Raw genomic sequence first — 25,296 nt, forward strand, 5'->3', positions numbered from 1 at the left:
CGGCGCAGGGCCGGCGTGGCGCTGCACAACATCAGCGCAGGCGCTGCTTGAACATCCATTCCCACATCGCCGGGTCCGCATAGGTTGCGTCCCAGGCGTTGTGGTTGCCTTGCGGATATTCGCTGTAGCGCACATTGGCCCCGACGCCCTTGGCGGCGCGGTACAGCGCGCGGTCGTCGTGCGGCGGCACCGAATCGTCCTTGGCGCCATGGAACATCCAGATCGGCACGTGCTTGAGTTGCGTCACTGCCGCGGTGTACGGGTCCGCTTCCTTCGCCACCAGGCTCACGTACAAGGTGCGGCGCTCATCGCGCGGTGCCTTGAGTGCACCGCAGATCGGCACGATCGCCGCAAACCGTTGCGGCTGCATCAGCCCGATTTCCCAGGCGCCATAGCCGCCCATCGAAATGCCGGTGAGGTAGGTGCGCTGCGGGTCGGCAGCGAACTCGGCGCTGGCCGCATCCAGCGCCGCGATTGCCATGCGCGCATTGACGCCCATCCACTCTTCGTCATTGGGCACTTGCGGCAATACGACAAGCGCGGGGAAATCGGCAGTGTGTTCGCTCAAGTAAGGGCCCAGGCCGACTTCGGCCTGATCGCGCCCGTTATCGCCGCGCTCGCCCGAGCCATGCAGGAACAGCACGATGGGCCGCGGCTGCGGCACCTTGGACGCGGGCACGAACACTTGATAGCGGTACAGGCGCCCTTCCAGTTTCAGCGTACGGGTGACGAAGTGGCCGCGGCGTTCGTCGTGGTGGCGCTCAGCCATGCTGGAACAGCCGGCCAGCAGTAGCGCAAAGGCAATGACAACAAGACAACGACGAATCACGCAGCTCTCCCGACCGATCACATGGGTGCAGTATTACCGCATGCCGGTGCGCTGGCGTGTCGAGGCGAGGCGATTCCTGTCGAATATTCATCTGCTTGTCGTCATCGCGTGCATGACACGCTCCAGGCCAGGCACCGCAGGTCAGGGCAGCAGGATCAGCGTGGCCAGGCCCAGGAAGCTCAAAAAGCCCATCACGTCGGTCAAGGTGGTCAGGATCACGCCACCGGCCAACGCCGGATCGAAGCCCAACCGTTTCAGCGTCACCGGCACCAGCACTCCGCCGAAGGCGGCAGTGAGCATGTTCACCGTCAATGCAGTGCCGATCACCAGCGATAGCATCGGTTGCCGGAACCAGGCCAGCACGATCAAGCCAAGCCCGATGCCCAGGCACAGCCCGTTGATCAGCGCGACGGTGAGCTCTTTCTTGAGCAAGGTCATCACGTTGGACGAGCCGATCTGGCCCAGCGCCAGGCCGCGCACCATCAGGGCCAGCACCTGGGTGCCGGCATTGCCGCCCATGCCGGCAACGATCGGCATCAGCGCCGCAAGCGCCACCAGTTTCTCGATAGTGCCCTCGAACCTGCTGACCACGCTGGACGCCAGAAACGCGGTGCACAGATTGATGCTCAGCCAGATCAGGCGGCGCCGGAATGCGCGCCGTGCCGGGCTGAACATGTCTTCGTCTTCGTCCAGACCGGCCGCGCTCATGGCCTGGTGCTCGGCCTGCTCGCGGATGATGTCGACCACGTCGTCGATGGTGATGCGGCCCAGCAGGATGTTGTTGTCGTCCACCACCGGCGCGGAGATCCAGTCGTGGTCGGAGAAGCGCCGCGCCACTTCGTCCGAACCGTCGCCGACATCGATGGCCGGTTGCTCGTCGTCGATCAGCCGGTTGACCGGCGTGCTGTCTTCGTGGGTGACCAGCGCCGCCAGCGGCACGCGGCCCAGGTATTGGTGGCGCCGGCTCACCACGTACAGATGATCGGTGTGGTCGGGCAGTTCGCCGCGCAGGCGCAGATAGCGCAGCACCACGTCCACATTGACGTCGGCGCGCACGGTGACCACGTCCGGGTTCATCAGACGCCCGGCGGTGTCTTCCGGATACGACAGCACCTGCTCGAGCCGCTCGCGGTTTTCGCGGTCCATCGACTTGAGCACTTCATCGATGACGGTGTCGGGCAGGTCTTCGACCAGGTTGGCCAGATCGTCGATGTCCAGGTCTTCGACCGCCGCCACGATCTCGTCCGGGTCCATGTCGGCCAGCAGGCTTTCGCGCACTTCGTCGCCGACATGCAGCAGCACCTCGCCATCGTCTTCCGGATCGACCAGCCCCCACACCACTTCGCGCTTGCCCGGTGGCAGCGATTCGAGCAGGTTGCCGATTTCCGCCGGCGCCAGCGTATTGACCAACCGGCGTACCGGCCCCAGGCGTCCGCTATCCAGCGCGTCGGACAGCAGGCGTAGCTGGCGCGCGGTTTTGTCGTGGCGAACGGCTTCGGCCATGCGCGGCTTCCCGGAAGAGTGGACGCGCCATCAGTAAAGGACGCGGTGCTGGGCCAGCAAGGCATTATCGCTTGCGCATGGTGACGAAACATACAGGGCCGCTGCGGCGCGTTTGCGCAGGACGTGCGCCGTGGACGCAGCCAAGCCGAGAGAGCTGCTCAAGGTGCATGGAGCGGGACGCGATTGACGATGCAGGCGGCATCTTCGGCGCTTTTCGACAAGGAGGCGATCAACGCGGTGCGAGCGGGCGTGACTGGTGCGCGCAGCAATCGCACTGCCCAAGCGGTGCATGCCGATTCGCGCCACCGTCTGGGCCTGCCTCAGGACTGCGAGCGTGTCGAACGCCGTGCTGAAGGAAACCCAGGTCTTCAAGCATCGGCCGCGCGGCCGGGCGCTGCGTGCCGCAATTACCGCAGCAGCCCCTGCGCATGGCCAGCCAGCCATTTTTCGATGCCCTTGCGATCGCGGGCGCGCAGCAATTTTTCGCCGTGCACGCGCAACTCGCCCAGATGGGTGTCGCGTACCGCGCGGCGCACTTCCAGCAATGTGGCCGGATGCAGGCTGAACTCGGTGAGCCCCAGCGCCAGCAGCATCGGTACGAAACGCGGATCGCCGGCGATTTCACCGCACACCGCGACCGGCTTGCCGTAGGTGCGCCCGGTGGCGATGACCTGCGCGATCAGCCTGAGGACGGCCGGATGCAGGGGCGAGTACAGCTCGCCCAACGCCTCGTTGTTGCGATCCACCGCCAGCAGGTATTGCACCAGGTCGTTGGTGCCGATGGACAGGAAATCGATATCGTCGATGAAGCAGTCCAGCGCCAATGCCGCAGCCGGCACTTCGATCATCGCACCCAGCGGGATGTGCTCGGCGATCTCGTGGCCTTCGGCGCGCAGCTGTGCGGTGAGCTTCTTCAACTGCTTGCGCAGCTGCAGGATTTCTTCGCGGCCGCTGACCATCGGCACCAGGATGCGCACCGGCCCGTAGCCGGACGCACGCAGGATCGCGCGCAATTGCGCCTGCGCCACCGCCGGCCGCGCCAGCGACAGGCGCACGCCGCGCAGACCCAGCGCCGGGTTGTCCTCATCGCTGAGTGTCAGGCCGGTGCGGTCGGCCTTGTCGGCGCCAAGATCCAGGGTGCGGATGGTGACCGGGCGGCCGCTCATGCCCAGCACGGTGTCGCGGTAGGTGTGGAACTGTTCGTCTTCGTCCGGCAGTTCGTTGCGCTGCAGGAACAGGAATTCGGTGCGGTACAAGCCCAGGCCGCTGGCCCCGAGCGCATGCGCGTTGGCCACGTCTTCCAGCGATTCGGCGTTGGCCAGCAGAGTGATATCGACGTTGTCGCGCGTACGCGTGGGCTTGGAGCGTAGCCGGCCCAGCTCGCGCTGTTCCTTGGCAAGCGCACGCAGGCGCTCGCGATAGTCGCGCAGATGTTCGGGCTTGGGGTCGACGATCACCTGGCCCGAGCCGGCATCGACAATCAGCACATCGCCATCTTCGATGCGCTGCAGTGCGTCGCTGACGCCCACCACCAACGGCAGGTGCAGGCTGCGCGCCAGGATCGCGCTGTGCGACAGCGTGCTGCCGGCGGTGGTGACGATGCCGACCACGCCTTGCGCCTGCAGCTGCGCCAGCTCGGAAGGTGCCACGTTGTCGCACACCAGGATTTCGCCGGCCACACCCTTGAGGTCGGGAGCGCGCTTGTGCAAGAACGCATGGATGCGGCCGATCACGTGATCCAGATCGTCCATGCGGCTCTTGAGATACGCATCCTCCATCCCGTCGAACACCGCCGCCAGGCGGTCGCGCTGTACGCGCAAGGCATAGTCGGCGCTGTAACGGTGGGTGCGGATCAGTTCATCCAGGCCTTGCAGCAGCTCGGGGTCATCGAGCAGCAATGCATGCAGCTCGAGAAATTCGCCGACTTCGCGCGCCAGTGCGCCGTGCAGGCGGTCGCGCAGCTGCTGCATCTCGACCCGTGCCGACGCGATGGCGGCATGCAGGCGCTGCAGCTGCGTTTCCACCTGATTGGCGGGCACGCGTTGTTCGGCCACTTCCAGGGTATGGCTCTGGCGCACGCGTGCGCGGCCAAGCGCGTTGCCGCGTGCAGCGCCATGTCCGCGCAGGCGCAGGCTCATGCGCGGCCCTGGCGCAGCGGCGCCGTGTCGGTCGCAACGGCACCGACGCCGCACATGCTCAGCTGTCCTCGTCGAAACGACGCTCGAACAGGTCCACCAGCGCCTGCAAGGCCTCGGCTTCGTCTTCGCCATCCAGCCGCACCACCACGCTGGTGCCCTGGCCTGCGGCCAGCAGCATCACGCCCATGATGCTCTTGGCATTCACCTCGCGCCCCTTGGCCGCCAAGGTGGCGTTGCTGCGATACGACGACAGCGTCTGCACCAGCTTGGCGGTGGCCTGCGCATGCAGTCCGAGTCGGTTGGAAACTATGAGTTCGCGTTCAAGCATCGTCGATGATCGCTCCGTTGCGGGTACCGGCCGCCGCAGTGGCGGGCAGCTCCTGCAATCCTTGTTCGGGGTAGTTCATCACGCGCAGCAGCATCGGCAGGCTCAGTGCGGACACCCGGCGAACCGGGGTGCCCAGCTTGGCCAGACGGTTGGCCAGATTGCTGGGGCTGGCGCCGTACAGGTCGGTCATGACCAGCACGCCGTCGCCGCTGTCGACCCGGCGCATCGCCGACGACGCCTGGGGCAGCAACGCGTCCAGGTCTGCATCGAACGGCACGTCGAATGCTTCGGTCTTCAACGGCAATTGCCGCAACAGCCCCGTCGCCACGTTCAACAACGCTGCGCCGATGCCGGGATGAGTAATGAGGAGAATGCCACAGGCCATGCCGAAACGTTAACAGGTCGGCATGACTGCGCGATAGCGTCTGCCTGCACAGATGCGTTGCGAACTGAATAGCCGTTTAGGACCGCTGCGGCGACGCGGCGGCAGCATGGGTCGCCATCGCGCGCTGCCGACGTGGCGCGATCCGTGGCTTGCGCAGCGTCAGCAGTGCGGCCTGCATGGCAAGCGGGCGCTGCCGTTTCCCTGCAGCGCGCGGGGGCATGTCGCCATGCGCGGCGGAATATCACCGACGCATTGGTGGTGACGGCGCCAGCGTGTTGATGGTGCAGCGTTGCATGGCGCGTCGAAGGAGAACGCCACGCGATTTTCGGGACGTCGGCGAGCCAGTCGCATCAGCGACAGCGTCGTCGGCCTGCGTAGCGTCCGCCCACGCCAGCCACCGCGCAAGCACTCCAACCTAAGAATAAGGCCAGCGAGCGTGTCGCCCTCAACGTAGGTACAGCACGCTCACCTCGCGGATGCCGCTGCAACGAATCCCGAATCCCGAATCCCAGCCCCTCAGTCCTGCTCGCGATGAAACGTCGCCACTTCCGGCCAGCCTTGTTCGCGCGCATGGCGGGCCATGCGCTCGGCCATGTAGACCGAGCGGTGTTTGCCGCCCGTGCAACCGAAGGCGATGGTCACGTAGCTGCGGGTGTCGTTGCGCAGTCGCGGCAGCCAGGTGTCGAGCAGGTCCACGATCTGCGCGCTGTAGCGCTGCACGTCCGCCTCGTTGTCCAGGTAGTCGCGCACGCCGGCATCGCGGCCGGTGAGTGGGCGCAGCTCCGGATCCCAATGCGGATTGGGCAGCACGCGCGCGTCGAACACGAAGTCGGCTTCGGCCGGCACGCCGCGCTTGTAGGCAAACGATTCGAACAGCAGCGACAGCCGGTCATGGGAACCAAGCGCGAACTCGGTGACCACGCGGCGGCGCAATTGATGCACGTTGAGCGTACTGGTGTCGATGACGGCATCGGCCTGCGTACGCAACGGTTCGGTCAACTGGCGCTCGCGGGTGATCGCTTCCGGCAATGCCAGGCCGAGATGGCTGAGCGGGTGGCGGCGGCGGGTATCGGCATACCGCTTGATCAACGCCTCGTCGCTGGCCTCGAAGAACAGCAATCGCGCTTCGATGCCGTATTCCTGCGCGGCCTGGCGCCACTGCGCCAGCTGGGTCAGGTCGCTGCGGCTGCGCACATCGATGCCCACCGCCAGGCGCTGGTCGCCGATCGGGTTGCCACGCAGACGGCTTTTGACGAAGTCCGGCAGCAGCTCGACCGGCAGATTGTCCGAGCAGTAGTAATCCAGGTCTTCGAAGGTCTTCAGCGCGACCGATTTGCCCGAGCCGGACAGCCCGCTCACGATCATCAGCGTGGAGGGCGCAACACTCATGGCGTACGTCGCTCCAGCAGGTTGCTGTGGCGAGCGATGAACATCGCTGCCGGGTCGATGCCTTTGGTGCGCAGGATGTGCAGCCGGGTCGCTGCTTCGGTCAGCACGGCCAGATTGCGGCCGGGCATCACCGGCAGGGTGATCAGCGGCACGTCCAGGTCCAGCACATGGCGGCTGCCCGAATCGCCGGTCAGACGCTCGTAGCCGGACGGCGTGGGCTCGGTCATCGGCCGGGTCAGGTGCACGATCAGGCGCAGGTACTTGTTTTTCTTCACCGCGGTGTCGCCGAACATGTCGCGCACGTTCAAGACGCCCAGGCCGCGTACTTCCAGCAAATCCTGGAGCAGTTCGGGGCAGGTGCCGTCGAGCACATCGGGCGCGATCTGGGTGAACTCGGGCGCATCGTCGGCCACCAATCGGTGGCCGCGGCTGAGCAGTTCCAGCGCCAGTTCGCTCTTGCCCGAGCCGGCTTCGCCGGTGATCAGCACGCCGATCGAGTAGATCTCCATGAACACGCCATGCAGCGTGACCCGCGGCGCCAACGTGCGTGCCAGATGGTAGGAGAGATGGTTGAGCAGCTCGTGGCCGCGCTTGGACGAGATCCACAGCGGCGTATTGGATTCGTCCGCCGCCGCACGCAGATCTTCCGGGCATGACTGGTTCTTGCTGATCGCCAGCGCCAGCGGTTGCACCTGGATGATCTTTTCGATGGTTTCCCAGCGCTGCCGCGCATCCAGCGAGTCCAGCCAGGCCAGTTCCTCGGTGCCCAGGATCTGCACCTTGTTGGGATAGATCACATTGAGGTACCCAGCCAGCGACGGGCGCCGTGCGTTGTTGCTGCCGGCCTGGATCTCGCGGTGCTCGCCCTTGGGGCCGGCGACCCAGCGCAGGGCCAGCTTGTCGCGCTGCTGGTCGAACAGTTCGCGTGCGGTGATGCTGGTATTCATGCCGCGCTCGCCTGCGCGGGCGGCATGTCGGCGAGCAGCGCCATCAGGGCATCGGCGTTGGGTGCGGCGCGCAAGTTCCGACGGAAGTCGGCATCGGAAAACCGTTCGGCCAGCTCGGACAGCAGCATCAGGTGCTGGTGGGTGTAGTGCGCCGGCACGGCCATGGCGAAGACCAGGTCCACCGGCTCGTCACCACCGAAGGACACCGGCGTGTCCAGCCGCAGCAAGGCCCCGCGTGGCTCGGTGAGGTTGGGGCAGCGCCCATGCGGAATGGCGATGCCATGGCCAATGGCGGTACTGCCCAGGGCCTCGCGCTCGCACAGGTTGGCGTAGAGCTCGTCGGCGCCGGCCTGACGACAGGAGAGCAGGTCGGCGGCGGCATGCAGGACGGTGTCGCGATCGGCGGCCGGCGACACCACGGTGCGCACGGCCGCCATCAGATCGGTTAAGGGCATGAGGGCATCAAGCGGGAAGCGTCATGCGGGATTGTCGCGCACCTCGCGGGCGTGGTGGTTACATTTCTTCTCTTTGTGCTTGAGGACCAGGCGGTCGAGCTTGTCGACCAGCAGGTCGATGGCCGCATACATGGTGGAGCCGCTGGCATCTGCGTGCAGGGTGCGACCGGGCAGGTTGACGGTGGCGACCACGTGGTGGTCCGGCTTGCGGACGGCCAGCTGCGTTCGGACTTCGCAGTGCTGGTCGAAATGGCGCTGCAGTCGCTGCAGCTTGCTTGCCACGTACTCCCTCAGGGCGGGGGTCACTTCAAGCTGGTGGCCATACGTCTCGATACGCATCGGATACCTCCATTGGTCGGTGGGCCAATGAACCGTTCCGGTGATCCGACAAGCCCGGCGCATGCCGGCGTTGCGGTGGTTGCAACGTCAGGCGATGCGCACGCGTTCGTGGGAGGCGGAAATGTTCATGGCCTCACGATACTTCGCAACGGTGCGCCGCGCCACTGGTACGCCGGATGTTTTCAGCAGATCGGCCAGCTTGGCGTCGGAGAGCGGTTTGCGCGGGTTTTCCGCATCGATCAGGCGCCGGATCATGGCCTGGATGGCGGTGCTGGAGGCCTCGCCGCCGCTGTCGGTGTCGATGCCGGAGGCGAAGAACGAACGCAGCGCGATGGTGCCGCGCGGGGTGCGCACGTATTTGCGGGCGATCGCGCGGGAAATGGTGGATTCGTGCAGCCCGAGCTCGCCCGCGATCTCGCGCAGCGTCAACGGGCGCAAGGCCTGCGCACCGAACTCCAGGAACCCGGCCTGGTGTTCCAGCAGGCAGCGCACCACCCGCAACAGGGTCTCGCCGCGCGCCTCCAGGCTCTTGAGCAGCCAGCGCGCCTCCTGCAACTGGCCACGCAGATAGCCGGCATCGGATTCGCCGCAGCTGCGGATCAGGTTTTCGTAGCCGCGGTGGATGGTGACCTTGGGCTGCGCGCGGCCGGCCAGTGCGGCCCGCCAGACCCCGCGCTGGCGCCAGATCACGCAGTCCGGCACGACATAGGTGTCCTGCGACAGGTCGCCGATCTGTTTGCCCGGGCGCGGGTCCAGCGAACGCACCAGCTGCACCGCCTGTTCCACGTCGGCAGTGGAACGCTTGAGCTCGTGCGCCAGCCCGGCCACACCGCTGCGCGGCAGCCGTTCCAGCGGGCCGGCAACGATCTGCAGCGCCAGCTCGCGGCCGGGGGTGTCCGCATCGAGCACCCCCAGCTGCAGCGCCAGGCATTCGCCCAGCGTGCGCGCGCCCACGCCCACCGGGTCGAAGCGCTGGATCTGATGCAGGACGGTGAGCACGTCGGCCTCGTCGACCGCGGCGCCCAGCGACAGGGTCTCGAGAATGGCCGACAGCGGTTCGCGCAGGTAGCCGTCTTCGTCGAGCGCGTCGATCAGCATCGCGCCGATCTGGCGGTCGCGCGGCGACAGCGGTGATAGATGCAGCTGCCACAAGAGGTGGTCGGCCAGTGTTTCGGATTCGGCCACGCGCTCTGCCGCGTCGCCGGACTCGTCGTCGTCGAAGCTGCCGCCGCTGCCCGAGCCGGTCCACTGCAGTTCGTCCTGCGACCAATCCTCGTCGCGCTCGGCAGGCGCGACTTCTTCGCGCTGGGGGTGTTCGGTGGACGCGGACGGCGAGGAGTCCACCGCGATGTCGCTGGCCGCATGCGCAGCTTCGTCGGCCCATTCCAGCAGCGGATTGGTTTCCACCGCCTCGGCGATTTCCACTTCCAGCTCGGTGGTGGACATCTGCAATAGCTTGATCGCCTGACGCAATTGCGGCGTCATGACCAACTGCTGTCCTAGCGATGTCTGGAGCCGGGCTTTCATGCGGGCACTGACTGGAAAAAGCGTTGGCGCGGCGACGCGCTCAAAGGCGGAAAGTTTCCCCCAGATACACGCGACGGACGTCGGGATTGGCTAGCAACGTGTCTGGTGCCCCCTGCGCCAGCACGCCTCCCTCGGCGAGGATATACGCGCGGTCGCAGATTCCCAAGGTTTCGCGCACGTTGTGGTCGGTGATCAGCACACCGATGCCGCGCTCCTTGAGGTGGATGATGATGCGCTGGATCTCGCCGACCGAAATCGGGTCCACGCCGGCGAAGGGTTCGTCCAGCAGCATCATGCGCGGCTTGGCCGCCAGCGCGCGTGCGATCTCGCAACGGCGCCGCTCGCCGCCGGAGAGGCTGGCGCCGAGCTGATCGGCCACATGGGTGATCTGCAGTTCTTCCAGCAGCGAGACCAGTTCCTTCTCACGGCCGGCGTTGTCCAGTTCCTCGCGCAGCTCCAGCACCAGGCGGATGTTGTCGGCCACGGTGAGCTTGCGGAAGATCGAGGGCTCCTGCGGCAGGTAGCCGACGCCCAGCTTGGCGCGTGCGTACATCGGCTCGGCAGTGAGGTCGCGGCCATCCAATTCGATACGGCCGGCATCGGCTTCGACCAGGCCCACGATCATGTAGAAGCAGGTGGTCTTGCCGGCGCCGTTGGGGCCGAGCAGGCCCACCACCTCGCCGGCCTCCAGCGTGAGGCCGAACTCCTTGACCACTTCGCGTTGCTTGTACTTCTTGCGCAGACCGGTGGCGACCAGCATTACTTCTTCCCCTGCGGCTTGGCAGCGGGCTTGGCGGCCGGTGTCGGAGCGGGCGTTGCCGCGGCAGGCGCCGGGGTCTTCGGCTGGATGATGGTGCGCACGCGGCTGCCATCGCCGCCGCTCTGCATGTTGCCGGTCTTGGTGTTGTAGACCATGCGCTGGCCGGCGTTGGTGCCCTTGGGCGAATCCACCTTGTAATTGCCGGTCAGGATGATGATCTCATCGGCGACCTTGTATTCGATGTTGTCGGCCTGGCCGTGCATCATGGCGCCGTCGTCCATCTCCTGCTTGAGCGTGGCCTGCTTGCCGTTGAGCACCACGCGATCGGTCTGGCCGTTCTTCTGGAAGATATCGGCGGTGTCGGCGTGGATTTCCAGCGTACCCTGCGTGATCACCACATTGCCGCTGAAACGGCACTTGCCGCTGTCGTCGAGCATGTTGCAATCGTTGGCATTGGAGTCGATCGCCATCGGCTGGTTGCGATCGCTGGTCTTGGCCATTGCCAACGCAGGCAGCAGCAGTGCGGCAAACGCCAGTTTAGCGGGCAGCATTCGGTTCATAGCGGGTCTTGACCTGAGAGAGGAGCTTGTACTGGCGTGATTTGAGGTCGGCTTCGAAGCCGACGCCGCTCTGCATGATACCCGGGCGGGTCATGGTCACTGGCGCGTCGGTCTTGGCGATATTCTGTTGCGGGAACACGTCCAGGCTTTGGGTGCGGAACGTGGTGGGCGGCGTGGCGCCGCCAGTCGGGCTGTCGCCCTCGACATCGCCGCGCAGGCGCAGCTGGGTGCCGTCCGGATTGACCCAGCCGGTCTTGGCGCGCAGGGTCCACGGCAGATTGGCGTTGTCGGGCATCAGGAACACCGGCGTGGTGATGTCAGCGGTCTGGTCGGCCCGGTTGCGATGCATCTCCGGCGCGCGCAGCGTCATCGACTCCTTGCCGCTCTGCTTGTCCAGGGCAATCAGCTCGAAGTCGCGCAGGATGTAGTCGGCGCCGGACTCCTGCACGGCCGCGGCGGCTGGGCGCGCGCGCTGTTTCCAGGCCGACCAGCCGGAAATCACGGCGGCGACGAACAGCACCACGCCCAGGGTGGTGCGCCAGTTCCAATTCATGCCGAAAACCCTTCGATGATGCGTTCGACCTGGCCTTGTGCGGCCAGCACCACATCGCAGACTTCGCGCGCGGCGCCTTCGCCGCCACGGGCGCGGGTCTGCCACTGCACGCGCTCGGCAATCCATGGATGCGCGTTGGCCGGCGCCACCGGCAGGCCGACCGCGAGCAGGGCGGGCAGGTCGGGGAGGTCATCGCCCATGAACAGCACCTGGTCCAGCGACAGGCCGTGCTCCTGGCACAGCGCCAGCACTGCCAGGCGCTTGTTCTTCACCCCGATCTGCACATGCAGGCCCAGATCCTGGCCGCGCTTTTCCGCCGACAGGCTGGCGCGCGCGGTGATCAGCGCGACCTGGATGCCGGCGTGGTCGAGCTGCTTCAGACCCTGGCCGTCGAGCACGTTGAAGGCTTTGCTCTCGTTGCCGGCATGGTCGTAGTACAGGCGACCGTCGGTCAGGGTGCCGTCGACGTCGAAACAGGCAAGGCGGACGCGCGCGGCGCGCTCGATCAGCTCGGCGGGAAGGTGCTGCAAAGGGGAATAGGGCATCGGCACGAATCGGTGAGAACGGGGTCCGGCGGTTGAAAACTGAACCTGTTAAACCACCTTGGCGCGCAACAGGTCGTGAATGTTCAATGCGCCCACCGCGCGGTGCTGCGCATCGACCACGATCAGGCCGTTGATCTTGTAGTCCTCCATGAGCCGCGCGGCCTCGGCGGCCAGCTGGTCGGCGGCGATGGTGCGCGGGTTGCGCGTCATCACCTGCGCGATGCCGGCGCTGCGCACGTCGATGTCGCTGTCCAGCGCGCGGCGCAGGTCGCCGTCGGTGAACAGGCCGATCAGACGGTCGTCGGCGTCCACCACGGCAGTCATGCCCAGCCGCTTGCGGCTCATTTCCATCAACGCCTCGCTCAGGCTGGCGTCTTCGCGCACACGCGGCAGGTCCTCGCCGGCGTGCATCACATCGGTAATGTGCAGCAGCAGGCGCCGTCCCAGGCTGCCGGCAGGATGCGAGCGCGCGAAGTCGTCGGCGGTGAAGCCGCGCGCATCCAGCAGCGCGACTGCCAGCGCATCGCCCATCGCCAACGAGGCGGTGGTGCTGGAGGTGGGGGCCAGATGCAGCGGGCAGGCTTCGGCCGACACGCTGACGTCCAGGTGCACGTCGGCGGCTTGGGCCAGGGTGGAACCGGTGCGGCCGGTCATGGCGATGATCGGGTTGCCCTGGCGCTTGAGCACCGGCAGCAGCATGCGCACCTCGTCCGATTCCCCGGAGTACGACAGCGCCAGCACGATGTCGGCCTCGGTGATCATGCCCAGGTCGCCGTGTCCGGCTTCGCCCGGGTGCACGAAGAATGCCGGCGTGCCGGTCGAGGCGAGGGTGGCGGCGATCTTGCGCGCCACATGGCCGGACTTGCCCATTCCGGTGGCGACCACCCGTCCGCGCGAGGCCAGCACCAGCCGGCAGGCCGCGGCGAACTCGCTGCCGATGCGTGCGCCCACGCTGGCCAGCGCCTCGCGCTCGATCTGCAGCACGCGCTGGCCGCTGGCGACCAGGCTGGCGTCGCTGACGGTGGCGGAGGGCAGGGGCGAGACAGCCATGCAGGACTCGGGTGAAGAGTAGAATGTGTGCTCATTTTATGAGGAAACGCCCTTTGGACGCCGAAACCATCCGTAAACTCATCGAATCCGGCTTGCCCGAAGCCCGCGTCGACGTGCACGGCGACGACGGCGTGCACTTCGAGGCCACCGTGGTCAGCCCTGCATTCGTCGGCAAGCCACCACTGGCGCGGCACCGCATGGTCTATGCGACCCTGGGCGAGCTGATGGGCGGGGCGATCCACGCGCTGCAGCTGAAGACGCTGACGCCCGAAGAAGGCTGAACGCAGCCGCCGAGCGGGCTGGGCCGGAGCGGTGCGCAGCACGGGGTCGGAAGCAGGATGCCCCTGCATCGCCTCGGCTGGCGTCGTCCTCGCCCACGCAGTGATTGCGTCCAGCGCGTCCCGGGCCATATCCGGCGCGGCTCGATCCCCCGGTTCCACCGCGCGCCGCGTGCACCACGATCGATACGCGCCTTATTTCATTCCCGACATCCCTTCTACTTTCGGATTTCTCAGATTCCCATGGCAAAAATCGTAGTGACCGGCGGCCAAGCGCTGCATGGCGAAGTCAATATTTCCGGCGCCAAGAACGCAGTGCTGCCGATCCTGTGCGCGACCCTGCTGGCCGACGCGCCGGTGGAAATCAGCAACGTGCCGCACCTGCACGACGTGATCACCACGGTGAAGCTGCTCAGCGAGCTTGGCGCGGAGGTCACCATCGACGAAGGCACGCTGGCCAAGGGCCGTTCGATCCTGGTCGACCCGCGCTCGGTCACCCATCAGGTTGCGCCGTACGAGCTGGTCAAGACCATGCGTGCCTCGATCCTGGTGTTGGGCCCACTGCTGGCGCGCTACGGCACTGCCGAAGTGTCGCTGCCCGGCGGTTGCGCGATCGGTTCGCGCCCGGTGGACCAGCACATCAAGGGCCTGCAGGCACTGGGTGCCGACATCAGCGTGGAAAATGGCTACATCAAGGCCACCAGCCACGGGCGCCTGAAGGGCGCGCGCTATGTGTTCGATATGGTCAGCGTCACCGGCACCGAGAACGTGCTGATGGCCGCGGTGCTCGCCGAAGGCACCACGGTGCTGGAAAACGCGGCGATGGAGCCGGAAGTCACCGACCTGGCCGACTGTCTGATCGCACTCGGTGCGCAGATTGAAGGCGCCGGCACGCCGCGCATCGTGGTGCAGGGCGTCGAGCGGCTGGGCGGCGGGCACCATGCGGTGCTGCCGGACCGCATCGAAACCGGCACCTTCCTGGTCGCCGCGGCGATGACCGGCGGCAGCGTCACCGTGCGCCGCGCGCGCCCGGAAACGCTGGATGCAGTGCTGGACAAGCTGACCGAGGCCGGCGCCACCATCACCACCACCGCCGACAGCATCACGCTGGACATGCAGGGCAAGCGTCCGCGCGCAGTCAGCCTGACCACTGCGCCGTACCCGGCGTTTCCCACCGACATGCAGGCGCAATTCATGGCGCTCAACTGCGTGGCCGATGGGGTGGGCGTGATCAACGAAACCATCTTCGAAAACCGCTTCATGCACGTCAACGAGCTGCTGCGCCTGGGCGCGGATATCCAGGTCGAAGGCCACACTGCCATCGTGCGCGGTTCCGAACGCCTGAGCGGCGCGCCAGTGATGGCGACCGACCTGCGCGCATCGGCGTCGCTGATCCTGGCAGGCCTGGTCGCCGATGGCGACACCACCATCGATCGCATCTACCACCTGGACCGTGGCTACGAAAACATCGAGGAGAAGCTGGGGGCGCTGGGCGCGACCATCCAGCGCACCGCATGATCCTGCGCGGCCGTTTCACCACCCGGCGCAAGATCCTGCTCGGCGTGATCGTGCTGATCCTGGCGTGGCTGGCCTATGCCTGGAGCGTGGGCATGGCCATCACCCAGGGCGTGGAGTTCAAGGACATGGACTGGAACAACGACGGCACTGCCAGCCGCGAAGAGATCGCGCAGTCGTTCTACGCGGTGGCGGTAAAGAAGACTGTCGAAGGCAAGCGCCATTGCGACCTGTTCTATTGGCGCAGCACCGGCGAGCAGATCCGCGTGGACTGCCGCACGGTGTTCAGCACCGGCGATGGCAAGGCCGCGGGTAAGCCCTGAGAGGTCGCAGCTCGGCCTGGCTCCGACCGGTGCATGAAGAGCGGCTGAGCTGCGGCTTGGCTGCAGGGTCCTCGCCCGCCCACCATCGCGGGACACGCCGCAAGTACGTCCGTGTAGGCTCTTATGCGGCATCCATGCCGCATAAGGTCCCGCGACGGTAGGCGGGCAAGGACCAGTCACGATGGTCGGGGTGCGCAGTCTCAACCAAACAACACTCAGCGCGCTGGCGTGGCGTCTTGGTTCTTCAATCGAGGCGCACGCAAGAGGTTTGAGGCGGTGTCCTCACCGTGCCTTCAACCGGCCGTTGCTGCTCTCGCTTTCAACAGAGCAGCCCGCGAACTGCCTGGTGCGGTGTCCTCGCCGCTTGCGGGACCGTGTGGCGGCATGGATGCCGCCACCGAGCCTCCACGGACGGATTCACGGCGTGTCCCGCGAGCGGTGAGGGCACCGCGCATTCGGTTCACCACGCTTCAGAATGGCTATTGGCGGGTTGCCGGCTCAATAGTGGCTCCCAGTAGCGCACCGCAGCGCATTCCTGGGCACGCTCGATCAGGCACAAACGCTCAGCGCAGCGACTTGATGGTCAGGTCCAGCGCATCCTGGCCCTTTTCCTTCTGCAGCAGGCGCGCCGGTACCGGCAGGTCCTTGACCACCCACGCAATCAATTCCTTGTCGCCGTCCACGCGCGAGACCTTGGTGGCCTGCTCCTGCTTGCCGTTGACGGTGATGGTTTCCTTGCCGACCACCTTATAGCTCATCGGCTTGATGCGGCCTTCGTCCACCATGCGGTAGTTCAGTGGTTTGCCGGCGGCCAGATCGCGCGTGATGGCCAGGTTGATCAGCAGCGCGTCCATGTCGCCGGGCTGCAGTTTCACCGGCCCGCGGCGGTCCGGCTTGATGTCGCCGCCCCAGGTCGCCTGACTGGTCTTCCAGTCGTAGTTGGCGGTGACATTACGGCGCTTGACCATCATCGACGAGGTGTCGTTGCTGCTGACCGGGCGCAGTTGGCCATTTGCTTCTTCGAACACCGTGCTCTGGGTCAGGTTGGCCAGCTGGTTCTGGATGGTCAGCGTGTAGCGCCACTGGTTGGCGCCGGCAGCGGCCAGGGTCATGGTGCCATTGGCTTGCATGCCCATGTAGTTGGCCGAGTAGTCGGCCTGGAATGGCTGCATGGCCAAGGCAGGCAGACTGGCCAAGGCCAATGCGGCGGCGGCAACGATGGCGCTGGGACGGGGGAGGGTTTTCATCGATCAGGCTCCTTGGTATTCGACCAGGCGTAGATCGACCTGATCCTCACCTTTGTCACGTTGGAGGATGCGCACCGGGGTGGGGACCCCGTTGGCGATCCAGAGGATGGTTTCGTTGTCGCCACCGTTGACGCGGTACACGCGCAACGCGTCGTAGCTCAGATCGCCCACCTGCACCACCTCGGTGGCGTCGGCTGCGCGGTAGTCGTATTTGCGCACCTTGCCGACGTCGACATAGCGATAGCTGAGGTTGCGCCCGGGTTGCGCGTCGCGCATCAGCGACAGGTTCAGCGACAACGCGCTTTGGTCGCCGTGCTGCAAGGGGATCGGCTGCTGGCGATCTTCCTTCAGATCACCGTTCCACTGCGCTGTGCCGGCCTGCCAGTTGTAGACGCCGGTGACCTTCTTGCCGAAGAACACTGCCTTGCGCACCGTGCTCTGGCTTAGCGGCACATATGTGTCGCCGTCCACGCGGAACACCGTGCTCTGCTCCAGGTTCAGGCCCAGGATGCTGGCGAAGCCCTTGCGGCCACGCACCGACATGTCGATGCGCCACTGGCTACCCTCGCCGTGGCTGACCTGCATGGTGGCATCGCCTGCTTCCTTGCCACGGTAGAACGCCTGGTAGGTCGCCACGAACGGTTCCAGTGGCGGCGGTGTCCAGGTGCTGGCGGGCAGGGCTGCGGGCGGTGTCGGCGCGGCGCCTGGAGTTGTGACCGGAACGGGCGCCGCTGGCACAGGCGCGGCGGGCGCCTGCTGCGCACGGCCGGGGCCGGCCTCGGTCAGCAAGGCGACAGTTAACAGCGCGGCGGCGATCGGGATGACGTTCATGCGCTGGTGGCGGGCACGGAGGCCGCAAGGATGTCCGAGACGGGATGAGGGGGATGTCTTCCGCATTCAGGCGAGTGCGGTGTTTGCGGACTCTAGTCGCAGTGGCGTAAACAGGCACTGACCGTCGATAAGTACGGTGTCGCCGTGCACCGCGACGCGGCCACTGGCAAGCAGCTCCAGCGTGGCCAGGAGCAGCGGGTGCTCGCGCGCCAGCACCCGCGTGGCCAGTTGTTCGGCACTGTCTCCGGGCAGGACCGGCACGCGTGCCTGCGCGATCACCGCGCCGGCATCCAGCTCCGGCACCACCAGATGCACGCTGGCGCCATGCTCTGCATCGCCGGCTTCCAGCGCGCGCGCGTGCGTGTGCAGGCCGCGGTATTTGGGTAGCAGCGAGGGGTGGATGTTGAGCATGCGCCCGGCGAAACGGCGCACCAACGGCTCACCCAGGATGCGCATATAGCCGGCGCAGATCACCCAGTCCGGCTGCGTGGCGGCGATGGCATCGCCCAGCGCGGCATCGAAGGCGGCGCGGTCGGCGAAATCGCGCGGGCTGGCGCTCCAGCGACGCGCCGGCTCGACTTTCTGCAAGGCCGGCGCCTGCGGGCGATCGGAAAATACGCCGACCACCTCGGCATGCAGGCGTCCGCTGGCGATCGCATCCAGGATGGCCTGCAGGTTGCTGCCGCGGCCGGAGGCCAGCACGGCCAGGCGCAATGGGGCCTCAGGTGCGGGCATTGGAGAGTAGGCTCACAAACGTCTCAAACCGCAGCGTTGCCGGCACCGAACAGAGCCTTCACCTGCGGACGCAGCAGCACCACCAGCGTAAACACACCGACGACGGTGCCGAACGGCATGAACGAGCAGGAGATGCCGGCCACGATCAGGCACAACAGATGCCGCCTGCGCTGGGCGATGCAACGGCCGGTATAGGCGATGAACCCTGCTAGCGTCAGGCCGCAGCAGATGAACGCTGCCGCGAACACCACGAAAAACCAGCCGAACCAGCGCGGGTCCATTGGCGGCGCGTCCGGGCTGGTGCTCTCCATGGGCAGATGGCCAGTCACGATGGCAAGGCCCATGAACAGATGGATCAACGGAAACAACGAAAACAACCCGGTGATGCCGGCCAGCACGTAGTGGAAGATCGACAGCAACTTGAGCTGCTGCAGATCTTCAGCGCTGGCAGTGGCAGTGGCAGGGCTGGCGATCGGGGACGCGTCCATGCAGGTCTTCTCTCAGCCGATCCGCACGCGCTCGTCGCCATGCGCCGTCACCACCTGGCCGATGCGCCAATGCGCCAGCGACTGCGCATCCAGCGCCTGCTCCAGCGTGGCGGCCTGCTCGGGCGAGGCGATCAGCACGAAGCCGATGCCGCAGTTGAAGGTGCGCCACATTTCGGCATCGGCCACCGAACCTTCGCGCTGCAGCCAGGCAAAGACCGGCGGCAGGGTCCAGGCAGTGGCGTCGATGTCCAGACCCAGCCCTTGGGGTATCACGCGGATGATGTTCTCGGTCAACCCGCCGCCGGTAATATGCGCCATGGCGTGGATCGCCTCGCCATGCGCCTTGAGCAGGGCCAGCACCGGCTTGACGTATAGCGCGGTCGGCGCCATCAGCGCATCGATCAGCTTGGTGCCATCGTCCAGCACGTGTTCGGCCGGCGCACCGGCGCGCTCGTAGATCTTGCGGATCAGCGAATAGCCGTTGGAATGCGGGCCGGAGGAGGCGAGGCCGATCAGCACGTCGCCGTCGCGCACCTGCGCGCCATCCAGCAGCTGCGATTTTTCCACCGCGCCCACGGTGAAACCGGCCAGGTCGTATTCGCCCGGCGGGTACATGTCGGGCATTTCGGCAGTTTCGCCGCCGATCAGCGCGCAACCGGAGAGCTCGCAGCCACGCGCGATGCCGCCCACCACCGCCGCGGCGGTGTCCACATCCAGCTTGCCGGTGGCGAAGTAATCCAGGAAGAACAGCGGCTCGGCGCCCTGCACCAGCACGTCGTTGACGCACATGCCGACCAGGTCGATGCCGATGGTGTCGTGCCGTCCCAATTGCTGAGCCAGCTTGAGCTTGGTGCCCACGCCGTCGGTGCCAGAGACCAGCACCGGCTCCTTGTACTTGCCGGACAGGTCGAACAGCGCGCCGAAGCCACCCAGGCCGCCCATGACCTCGGGCCGGAAGCTGCGCTTGACCAGCGGCTTGATGCGTTCGACCAATGCGTTGCCGGCATCGATGTCGACCCCCGCGTCGCGGTAGGTCATGGGCGAGGGGCTGGAAGGCGTCTGGCTGGTCACGGGCGGGGGTGGCTCGGCGGTAAAGGCGGCGATTTTAGCAGCCACGTTGGCGCTAGCGCCCCATTCGGGCAACAATTCACCCGGATACGCTTATGTCATGGAACCGTCGATGCGCCGCAGTCTCGCTTTCTTTCTCGCCCTCGTGGTCGCCATGCCCGTCGCTCCGGCCTTTGCGCAAGCAGATCTGCGCACCGAAGGCGACGTTGCCAAGGCGCAAAGTGCCTACGACGCCGAAGTGCCGGTCAACAGCCAGAGCGAATCCGATCGCCCCGGCGCACTGGCACGTGCGCTCGGCGCCGTGCTGGGCAAGGTCTCCGGCGACCGCGCCGTGATGAGCCGCCCCGGCGTGCCGCAGGCGCTGCGCAACGCGCCGAACTACGTCGAGCACTACGACTACCGCCAGGATCAGGGCACCTCGCGCACTGGCGCGCCGACCTTCCGTACGACCCTGGTGGCACGTTTCCGGCAATCGGATGTGGATGGCCTGATCGCCGCGCTGGGCTTGCCGGTGTGGCCCTTGCCGCGGCCCAAGCCGGTGCTGTGGTTGGCCATCGACGACGGCAGCGGCCCACGCCTGGTTGGCGTGGCCCAGGCCAATGCCGCGCGCAGCGTGCTGGACCGTGCGATCGAACGTGGCTACCGCCTCGGGCTGCCGAGCGGCGCCGCCGCCGAGCAGGCGCTGGCTGGCGCGATCTGGCGCAAGGACACCGCCGCGGTGTCGCGCGCCTCGGCCAAGTACAGCCCACCGATGCAGTTGATCGGCAAGCTCTACCGCAACGCCGCCGGCTGGACTGCCGATTGGGTCTTCGTGGACAACGGCAATGTGCTGTCCAGCTGGACCAGCAGCGACGGCGATGCACGCCGCGCCATGGCGGCCGGCGCCGACGGCGCCGCCGATGCGCTGGTCAAGCGCTACGCCAAGCGGGTGGATTCGGGCGTGCCCGGTGTCTACCGCGTGGTGATCACCGGCATCAGCAGCGCCGACGACTACCTGCGCGTGTCGGCCGCGCTGCAGGGCGTCTCGGTGGTACGCAGCATCCGCCCGGTCAGCGCCAATGGCGACCGGATGGAATTGGACCTGGAATTGCTCACGGGTATTTCCGGCCTCAACCGTATGCTCGGCGACAACAGCCCGCTGGTCTCGGTCTCGGTACCGACCGAAGGCCCGATCATTCTCGAAAACGAGCACGCCGAGTACCGTCTGAAATGACTTTGACTCCCGAAGCCGAAATTGCCCTGTTCCTGCGTCGCCTCAAGTGGGCGGCGGTGATTGTCGGTGTGTTGTGGGTGGTCTCGCTGCTGGCGCCGATCCTGACCCCGTTCGTGCTGGCGCTGTTGCTGGCCTGGCTGGGCGACCCGCTGGTGGATCGCATCGAACGTGCCGGACGCTCGCGGAATGTCGCGGTGATGCTGGTCTTCGTGCTGGCGACGCTGCTGTTCGTGCTGGCGCTGATGATTCTGGTGCCGATGATCGAGCGCCAGATCATGACCTTGATCGATGCGCTGCCGCAGATGCGCAACTGGGCGATTGGCACGGCCATCCCGTGGCTGGAAGCCAAGACCGGCATGCAGCTGATGGCCTGGCTGGATCCGGAGCGCTTGATCGACTGGATCCGCAGCCATTGGGAACAGGCCGGTGGCGCCGCCAAGACGCTCTTCGGCTACGTGTCGCGCTCGGGCTTTGCGATGGTGACCTGGGTGATCAACCTGGCGCTGCTGCCGATCCTGGCGTTCTACTTCCTGCGCGACTGGGATCGCCTGGTCGAACGCGTGGCTGCCGTCATCCCGCGCGCCTACATTGGTACCGTGAGTCGCCTGGCACAGGAATCCAACGACGTGCTCGGTGGCTTCATCCGTGGCCAGTTCCTGGTGATGCTGGCGCTGGGTGCGATTTACGCCACCGGTATGTCCATCATCGGGCTCAACCTGGGCCTGTTGATCGGCATCATCGCGGGCTTGATCAGCTTCATTCCGTACCTGGGCGCGACCACAGGCATCGTGCTGGCGCTACTGGCAGCCATCGTGCAGGCGCAAGGGCTGGATCTGAAATTGCTGGTCGGCGTGGGTGTCGTGTTCACGGTGGGCCAGCTGCTGGAAAGCTACGTGCTCACGCCGCGTATCGTCGGCGACAAGATCGGCCTGCACCCGGTGGCGGTGATCTTCGCGGTGATGGCCGGCGGCCAGTTGTTCGGCTTTCTCGGCATGTTGCTGGCATTGCCGGTCGCGGCAGTGGCCAACGTGCTGTTGCGCTATGCGCATGAGCAGTACACGCGCAGCGACCTGTATGCGGGCGAGCGCGCCGGCATCGTGCTGCAGTCCACGCCCGAGCGCAGCGTGATCATCGACCCCAGCAAGGACCCGGACCGGTCGTGAGTGTTCCGCAGTTGCCGCTGGCGTTGCGCGCGCCACCCGATCAGCGTTTCGACAGTTACATCGCCGCGCCCGACGGCCTGCTTGCGCAGTTGCAGGCGCTGGCTGCGGGGCATGTGAGCGATTGGTTGTATCTCTCCGGCCCCGCCGGCACCGGCAAGACGCATCTGGCGCTGTCGCTGTGCGCCGCCGCCGAGCAGGCCGGGCGCACTCCCGCGTATCTGCCGCTGCAGGCGGCCGCCGGCCGCTTGCGCGATGCGCTCGAAGCGCTGGAAGGCCGCGGCGTGGTCGCCCTGGATGGCGTGGAAAGCATCGCCGGCCGACGCGACGACGAAGTGGCGTTGTTCGATTTCCACAATCGCGCGCGCGCGGCCGGCATCACGCTGTTGTACACCGCGCGACAGATGCCCGATGGGCTGGCGTTGGTGTTGCCGGACCTGCGTTCGCGGCTGTCGCAATGCATTCGGATCGGGTTGCCCGTGCTCGACGATGCGGCACGCGCGGCAGTACTGCGCGACCGCGCGCAGCGTCGCGGCCTGGCGCTGGACGAAGCGGCGATCGACTGGCTGCTGACCCACAGCGAGCGCGAACTGGCGGGGCTGGTGGCCTTGCTGGATCGTCTGGATCGCGAATCGTTGGCCGCAAAACGCCGCATCACCGTGCCATTTCTGCGGCGTGTGGTAGCGGGGATGCCGGGACCCGGATAGCGCAGAAGCGAAGCGGATCGCGCTGCAGTTGTGCCGTGTGTTGGATACGCTGCGGTGGATCGGCGGCAGGTAATGCCCACGCCCTGGCGCGTCAGCTTTTCTCCGGTCCCGCTAGTTCCCCCTGCAGCGCGGCCAGCCGCTGCGGCGTGCCGACATCGGTCCAGCGTCCGGGGTGGTGGATGCCATCGATCAGGCCCTCCGCCATCTTTGCGCGCAAGATCGGCGCCAGCGCAAAGCGCGGCGCAGTACCAGTCTGTTCCGGCAACTGGCCAATGACCGATTGCCAATCGCGCAGCAGCGCTGGTCGATACATGCCAATGCCGGAATAGGTGAGCGTCGCGGGCAGATCTGCGCGCACCTTGCCATCCGCATCCAGCGCGAAGTCGGCGCGCGCTGCGTAGCTGGGGCGGTCGACCAGTACCAGCTGTGCAAGTCCTGCGGGTGCCTGCGGCAAACGGGAAAAATCGAAATCCGTCCAGATGTCGCCGTTGATCAGCAAAAAGGGCGCATCGCCTAACAGCGGCAGCGCATGCAACATGCCGCCGCCGGTTTCCAGTGGCGTGGTCCCTTCGTAGGAATAGGTCAGCCGTAGACCGTAGGCGCTGCCGTCTCCCAACAGCTGCGGAAACTGCTCGGCCAGCCACGAGGTATTGATCACCGCCTCGTCCACGCCCAGCGCCGCCAACTTGCGCAGATGCCACACGATCAACGGCGCACCACCGACGGACAGCAGTGGCTTGGGCGTGTGCTCTGTCAGCGGGCGCATGCGCTCGCCGAATCCTGCCGCAAAGATCAGCGCCTTCATGCCGTGGCCTGCTGGGCACGCGCAGCCAGCGCGGGCTTGATCACCTCGTCAAGCAGGCCGATTAACGGCGCAAGCTCGGCGTAGCGCGGCAGCACTTCGTCCAGATACGCCATGAAACGCGGCACATTGTCCAGATACCAATGCTTGCCATCGCGATGACTCAGGCGCGAGAAAATCCCCAGGTTTTTCAGGTGGCGCTGCACGCCCATCCAGTCCGCATCGCGCAGGAACTGCGCCAACGGCGGTACCGGTAATCCAGCCGTTGCGGCACGTGCGTGATAGTGCTGCAGCCAGCTGTCTACGCGAGCGATCGGCCAGCTCACCGAAGTGTCCTTGAACAGGCTGATCGGGTCGTAGGCAATCGGGCCGATCACGCAATCCTGGAAGTCCAGCACCGCCGGGCCATCGGGCACCGGCATCAGATTGCGCGGCATGAAATCGCGGTGGGTGAACACGCGCGGCTGGGCCAGCGCGTTGTCCATCAGACGGCGCTGCACCAATTGCAACTGCTCGGCATGGGCGCAGTCCAGCTGCACGCCCAGGTGGCGGCCTAAAAACCATTCTTCGAACAAGCCGGCATCGCGTTGGAGCAGCGCCTCGCCAAACACGCCACTATCGGCAGGTGGGGGAATTCTTTGCAGCAGCAGCAGCTGGGCAATCGCGCCATCCAGCAAGTCGTCGGCGTTGGCGTCGGTGAGCACCTGTGCCAGCGTCGGAACGCCCAGATCCTCTAGCAGTAAAAAGCCCGTTTCCAGATCCTGCGCAAGCACCTGAGGCACGCGTACCCCATGGGCGCCCAGAAGTGCATGCATGCGCAGCCAGGGCGCCACGTTTTCCAGCTGTGGCGGCGCATCCATCAAGATGCGATCCACGCCACGCCCGCGCGTGCGCCAGTAGCTGCGAAACCCCGCATCGACCGATGCGCGCTGCAGCGAAGCGTGTGGATCGTCGAGCGCTTGTTGTGCCCAATGCAGGCGAAGCGCGTCGCGCGCAGGATCCGGATGAAGTGACGTCATGAAGAGAGAAGGCGTAGTGGAGTGATGGATAGACGCGGAAGAGACGCGTTGAAACGCTCAGCGCTTGCTGCCACTGAACAACCGCAACAACGCCAGGATGGCAATCGCGCCGAGCAGCGCGCCAAGGAAACCGGCCGGCTCGCCCGCGCGGTACCACCCCATGTAGCGGCCAAACCAGCTGGCGACCACGGCACCGGCAATGCCCAGCACGATCGTCAGCAGGCAGCCCAGACGTTGGGTACCCGGCGTAATGAAACGCGCCAGCAGCCCAACCACAAAACCGACCAGCAGAATGTAGAGCCAGCTGTCGCTACCAAACAGATGATTCATCGCAGCACCGAAGGTGGACGGGATCGGCAGACTAGCATTTCGGATGTCGCTGCCTCACGCAGCGAGCATTGGAGCGCGCGGGCCGATGCACTGCCTTCAGCATGACATGGTCATCGGCTCCTGCTACCAAGCGCTCATGGTTCGGGCAGTGACTCCCGGGAAGTTGTCTTCCCGCGCAAAGAAGTCTTCTTTCGATAAACAAACCCCTGCGGGAACCCTTGCCGACTTGGGTGTGCAAAGAACGCCAGTTCTGCGCTGGGCAATGCGCGCCA

The 25,296-nt window shown here is 66.2% G+C and carries 29 protein-coding genes; 6 read left to right on the plus strand and 23 right to left on the minus strand.

The features are described from left to right. Nucleotides 1-31 precede the first annotated feature (31 nt). The 15 genes from AC1POX_RS07155 to AC1POX_RS07225 form a co-directional block, all read right to left on the minus strand. Nucleotides 32-769, minus strand: a complete 738-nt coding sequence (locus tag AC1POX_RS07155) for a carboxylesterase family protein (protein ID WP_008571972.1) — start codon at nt 767-769, stop codon at nt 32-34. A 201-nt stretch (nt 770-970) separates the two neighbouring features. Then, nucleotides 971-2,332 carry a magnesium transporter gene (mgtE, locus tag AC1POX_RS07160; protein WP_003487859.1) on the minus strand — a complete coding sequence of 454 codons (1,362 nt, stop codon included), beginning with the start codon at nt 2,330-2,332 and terminating at the stop codon, nt 971-973. 407 nt (nt 2,333-2,739) lie between these two features. Continuing rightward, complete coding sequence (gene ptsP, locus AC1POX_RS07165; RefSeq protein WP_014090700.1) at nt 2,740-4,470, minus strand: phosphoenolpyruvate--protein phosphotransferase; 1,731 nt, start codon at nt 4,468-4,470, stop codon at nt 2,740-2,742. 58 nt (nt 4,471-4,528) lie between these two features. Continuing rightward, a complete protein-coding gene (locus tag AC1POX_RS07170) occupies nt 4,529-4,798 on the minus strand; it encodes an HPr family phosphocarrier protein (RefSeq protein ID WP_481108598.1) in 270 nt (89 codons plus the stop codon). Continuing rightward, nucleotides 4,791-5,183, minus strand: coding sequence for a PTS sugar transporter subunit IIA (locus AC1POX_RS07175; RefSeq protein ID WP_003487850.1), 393 nt, complete (start codon nt 5,181-5,183; stop codon nt 4,791-4,793). The genes AC1POX_RS07170 and AC1POX_RS07175 overlap by 8 nt, the downstream gene beginning before the upstream one ends. A gap of 516 nt (nt 5,184-5,699) precedes the next feature. Further along, nucleotides 5,700-6,572 carry an RNase adapter RapZ gene (gene rapZ / locus AC1POX_RS07180; RefSeq protein ID WP_008572674.1) on the minus strand — a complete coding sequence of 291 codons (873 nt, stop codon included), beginning with the start codon at nt 6,570-6,572 and terminating at the stop codon, nt 5,700-5,702. Next, nucleotides 6,569-7,519, minus strand: a complete 951-nt coding sequence (hprK, locus tag AC1POX_RS07185; protein WP_003487845.1) for an HPr(Ser) kinase/phosphatase — start codon at nt 7,517-7,519, stop codon at nt 6,569-6,571. The genes rapZ and hprK overlap by 4 nt, the downstream gene beginning before the upstream one ends. Further along, complete coding sequence (locus tag AC1POX_RS07190) at nt 7,516-7,974, minus strand: PTS sugar transporter subunit IIA (protein ID WP_122272508.1); 459 nt, start codon at nt 7,972-7,974, stop codon at nt 7,516-7,518. Before AC1POX_RS07190 ends, hprK begins: the two co-directional genes overlap by 4 nt. Before the next feature lie 21 nt (nt 7,975-7,995). Then, a complete protein-coding gene (gene hpf, locus AC1POX_RS07195; protein WP_005913379.1) occupies nt 7,996-8,313 on the minus strand; it encodes a ribosome hibernation-promoting factor, HPF/YfiA family in 318 nt (105 codons plus the stop codon). An 87-nt stretch (nt 8,314-8,400) separates the two neighbouring features. After that, complete coding sequence (locus tag AC1POX_RS07200; RefSeq protein ID WP_008572669.1) at nt 8,401-9,840, minus strand: RNA polymerase factor sigma-54; 1,440 nt, start codon at nt 9,838-9,840, stop codon at nt 8,401-8,403. Nucleotides 9,841-9,880: 40 nt separating this feature from the next. Then, nucleotides 9,881-10,600 carry an LPS export ABC transporter ATP-binding protein gene (gene lptB, locus AC1POX_RS07205; RefSeq protein ID WP_008572666.1) on the minus strand — a complete coding sequence of 240 codons (720 nt, stop codon included), beginning with the start codon at nt 10,598-10,600 and terminating at the stop codon, nt 9,881-9,883. Next, nucleotides 10,600-11,160 (minus strand): lipopolysaccharide transport periplasmic protein LptA, encoded by a 561-nt coding sequence (gene lptA / locus AC1POX_RS07210; protein ID WP_083348053.1) that lies wholly within the window; start codon nt 11,158-11,160, stop codon nt 10,600-10,602. Before lptA ends, lptB begins: the two co-directional genes overlap by 1 nt. Next, nucleotides 11,138-11,713, minus strand: a complete 576-nt coding sequence (gene lptC / locus AC1POX_RS07215; protein WP_008572662.1) for an LPS export ABC transporter periplasmic protein LptC — start codon at nt 11,711-11,713, stop codon at nt 11,138-11,140. Before lptC ends, lptA begins: the two co-directional genes overlap by 23 nt. Next, nucleotides 11,710-12,258, minus strand: coding sequence for a KdsC family phosphatase (locus tag AC1POX_RS07220; RefSeq protein ID WP_008572659.1), 549 nt, complete (start codon nt 12,256-12,258; stop codon nt 11,710-11,712). The genes lptC and AC1POX_RS07220 overlap by 4 nt, the downstream gene beginning before the upstream one ends. Nucleotides 12,259-12,306: 48 nt before the next feature. Then, on the minus strand, nt 12,307-13,308 hold the full coding sequence (locus AC1POX_RS07225) for a KpsF/GutQ family sugar-phosphate isomerase (RefSeq protein WP_011348146.1): 1,002 nt from the start codon (nt 13,306-13,308) through the stop codon (nt 12,307-12,309). 53 nt (nt 13,309-13,361) lie between these two features. Between AC1POX_RS07225 and AC1POX_RS07230 the strand changes: the two genes are divergently transcribed. The 3 genes from AC1POX_RS07230 to AC1POX_RS07240 all read left to right on the plus strand — a co-directional run bounded on the left by AC1POX_RS07230 (nt 13,362) and on the right by AC1POX_RS07240 (nt 15,424). After that, nucleotides 13,362-13,589: a BolA family protein gene (locus AC1POX_RS07230; RefSeq protein WP_014090695.1), complete on the plus strand. Its 228-nt coding sequence runs from the start codon at nt 13,362-13,364 to the stop codon at nt 13,587-13,589. Between the two features lie 240 nt (nt 13,590-13,829). After that, the gene (gene murA / locus AC1POX_RS07235) at nt 13,830-15,104 is read left to right on the plus strand and encodes a UDP-N-acetylglucosamine 1-carboxyvinyltransferase (protein ID WP_127167403.1); all 1,275 of its coding nucleotides are present in this window, start codon (nt 13,830-13,832) and stop codon (nt 15,102-15,104) included. Further along, entirely contained in the window at nt 15,101-15,424 is a 324-nt protein-coding gene (locus AC1POX_RS07240; RefSeq protein ID WP_031423605.1) for a hypothetical protein, read from the plus strand. Before murA ends, AC1POX_RS07240 begins: the two co-directional genes overlap by 4 nt. Nucleotides 15,425-15,987: 563 nt before the next feature. On the opposite strand, the gene AC1POX_RS07245 is transcribed toward AC1POX_RS07240, so the two are convergent. The 5 genes from AC1POX_RS07245 to purM form a co-directional block, all read right to left on the minus strand. Continuing rightward, nucleotides 15,988-16,671, minus strand: a complete 684-nt coding sequence (locus tag AC1POX_RS07245; protein ID WP_008572650.1) for a DUF3108 domain-containing protein — start codon at nt 16,669-16,671, stop codon at nt 15,988-15,990. A 3-nt stretch (nt 16,672-16,674) separates the two neighbouring features. Continuing rightward, complete coding sequence (locus tag AC1POX_RS07250; protein ID WP_008572646.1) at nt 16,675-17,502, minus strand: DUF3108 domain-containing protein; 828 nt, start codon at nt 17,500-17,502, stop codon at nt 16,675-16,677. Nucleotides 17,503-17,568: 66 nt separating this feature from the next. Next, nucleotides 17,569-18,237: a phosphoribosylglycinamide formyltransferase gene (gene purN / locus AC1POX_RS07255; protein ID WP_031423600.1), complete on the minus strand. Its 669-nt coding sequence runs from the start codon at nt 18,235-18,237 to the stop codon at nt 17,569-17,571. 23 nt (nt 18,238-18,260) lie between these two features. Continuing rightward, nucleotides 18,261-18,725, minus strand: a complete 465-nt coding sequence (locus tag AC1POX_RS07260; protein ID WP_372356908.1) for a hypothetical protein — start codon at nt 18,723-18,725, stop codon at nt 18,261-18,263. A 12-nt stretch (nt 18,726-18,737) separates the two neighbouring features. Next, a complete protein-coding gene (gene purM / locus AC1POX_RS07265; RefSeq protein WP_372356909.1) occupies nt 18,738-19,871 on the minus strand; it encodes a phosphoribosylformylglycinamidine cyclo-ligase in 1,134 nt (377 codons plus the stop codon). A gap of 22 nt (nt 19,872-19,893) precedes the next feature. On the opposite strand from purM, the gene AC1POX_RS07270 reads away from it, so the two are divergent. Genes AC1POX_RS07270 through hda form a run of 3 tightly spaced genes read left to right on the plus strand, consistent with a single transcriptional unit; the run spans nt 19,894 to nt 22,873 of the window. Beyond that, entirely contained in the window at nt 19,894-21,006 is a 1,113-nt protein-coding gene (locus tag AC1POX_RS07270) for a DUF2066 domain-containing protein (RefSeq protein WP_029819911.1), read from the plus strand. Further along, nucleotides 21,003-22,169, plus strand: a complete 1,167-nt coding sequence (locus tag AC1POX_RS07275) for an AI-2E family transporter (protein WP_008572638.1) — start codon at nt 21,003-21,005, stop codon at nt 22,167-22,169. Before AC1POX_RS07270 ends, AC1POX_RS07275 begins: the two co-directional genes overlap by 4 nt. Beyond that, nucleotides 22,166-22,873 carry a DnaA regulatory inactivator Hda gene (gene hda, locus AC1POX_RS07280; RefSeq protein ID WP_005913349.1) on the plus strand — a complete coding sequence of 236 codons (708 nt, stop codon included), beginning with the start codon at nt 22,166-22,168 and terminating at the stop codon, nt 22,871-22,873. Before AC1POX_RS07275 ends, hda begins: the two co-directional genes overlap by 4 nt. 91 nt (nt 22,874-22,964) lie before the next feature. Here the strand turns inward: hda and murU are convergent, their stop codons facing one another. Genes murU through AC1POX_RS07295 form a run of 3 tightly spaced genes read right to left on the minus strand, consistent with a single transcriptional unit; the run spans nt 22,965 to nt 25,024 of the window. After that, nucleotides 22,965-23,678, minus strand: coding sequence for an N-acetylmuramate alpha-1-phosphate uridylyltransferase MurU (gene murU / locus AC1POX_RS07285; RefSeq protein WP_031423594.1), 714 nt, complete (start codon nt 23,676-23,678; stop codon nt 22,965-22,967). After that, on the minus strand, nt 23,675-24,694 hold the full coding sequence (locus tag AC1POX_RS07290; protein ID WP_011348134.1) for an aminoglycoside phosphotransferase family protein: 1,020 nt from the start codon (nt 24,692-24,694) through the stop codon (nt 23,675-23,677). Before AC1POX_RS07290 ends, murU begins: the two co-directional genes overlap by 4 nt. 57 nt (nt 24,695-24,751) lie before the next feature. Next, entirely contained in the window at nt 24,752-25,024 is a 273-nt protein-coding gene (locus tag AC1POX_RS07295) for a GlsB/YeaQ/YmgE family stress response membrane protein (RefSeq protein ID WP_005913344.1), read from the minus strand. Nucleotides 25,025-25,296 lie beyond the last annotated feature (272 nt).

Source organism: Xanthomonas sp. NCPPB 3442 (genome assembly GCF_056725145.1).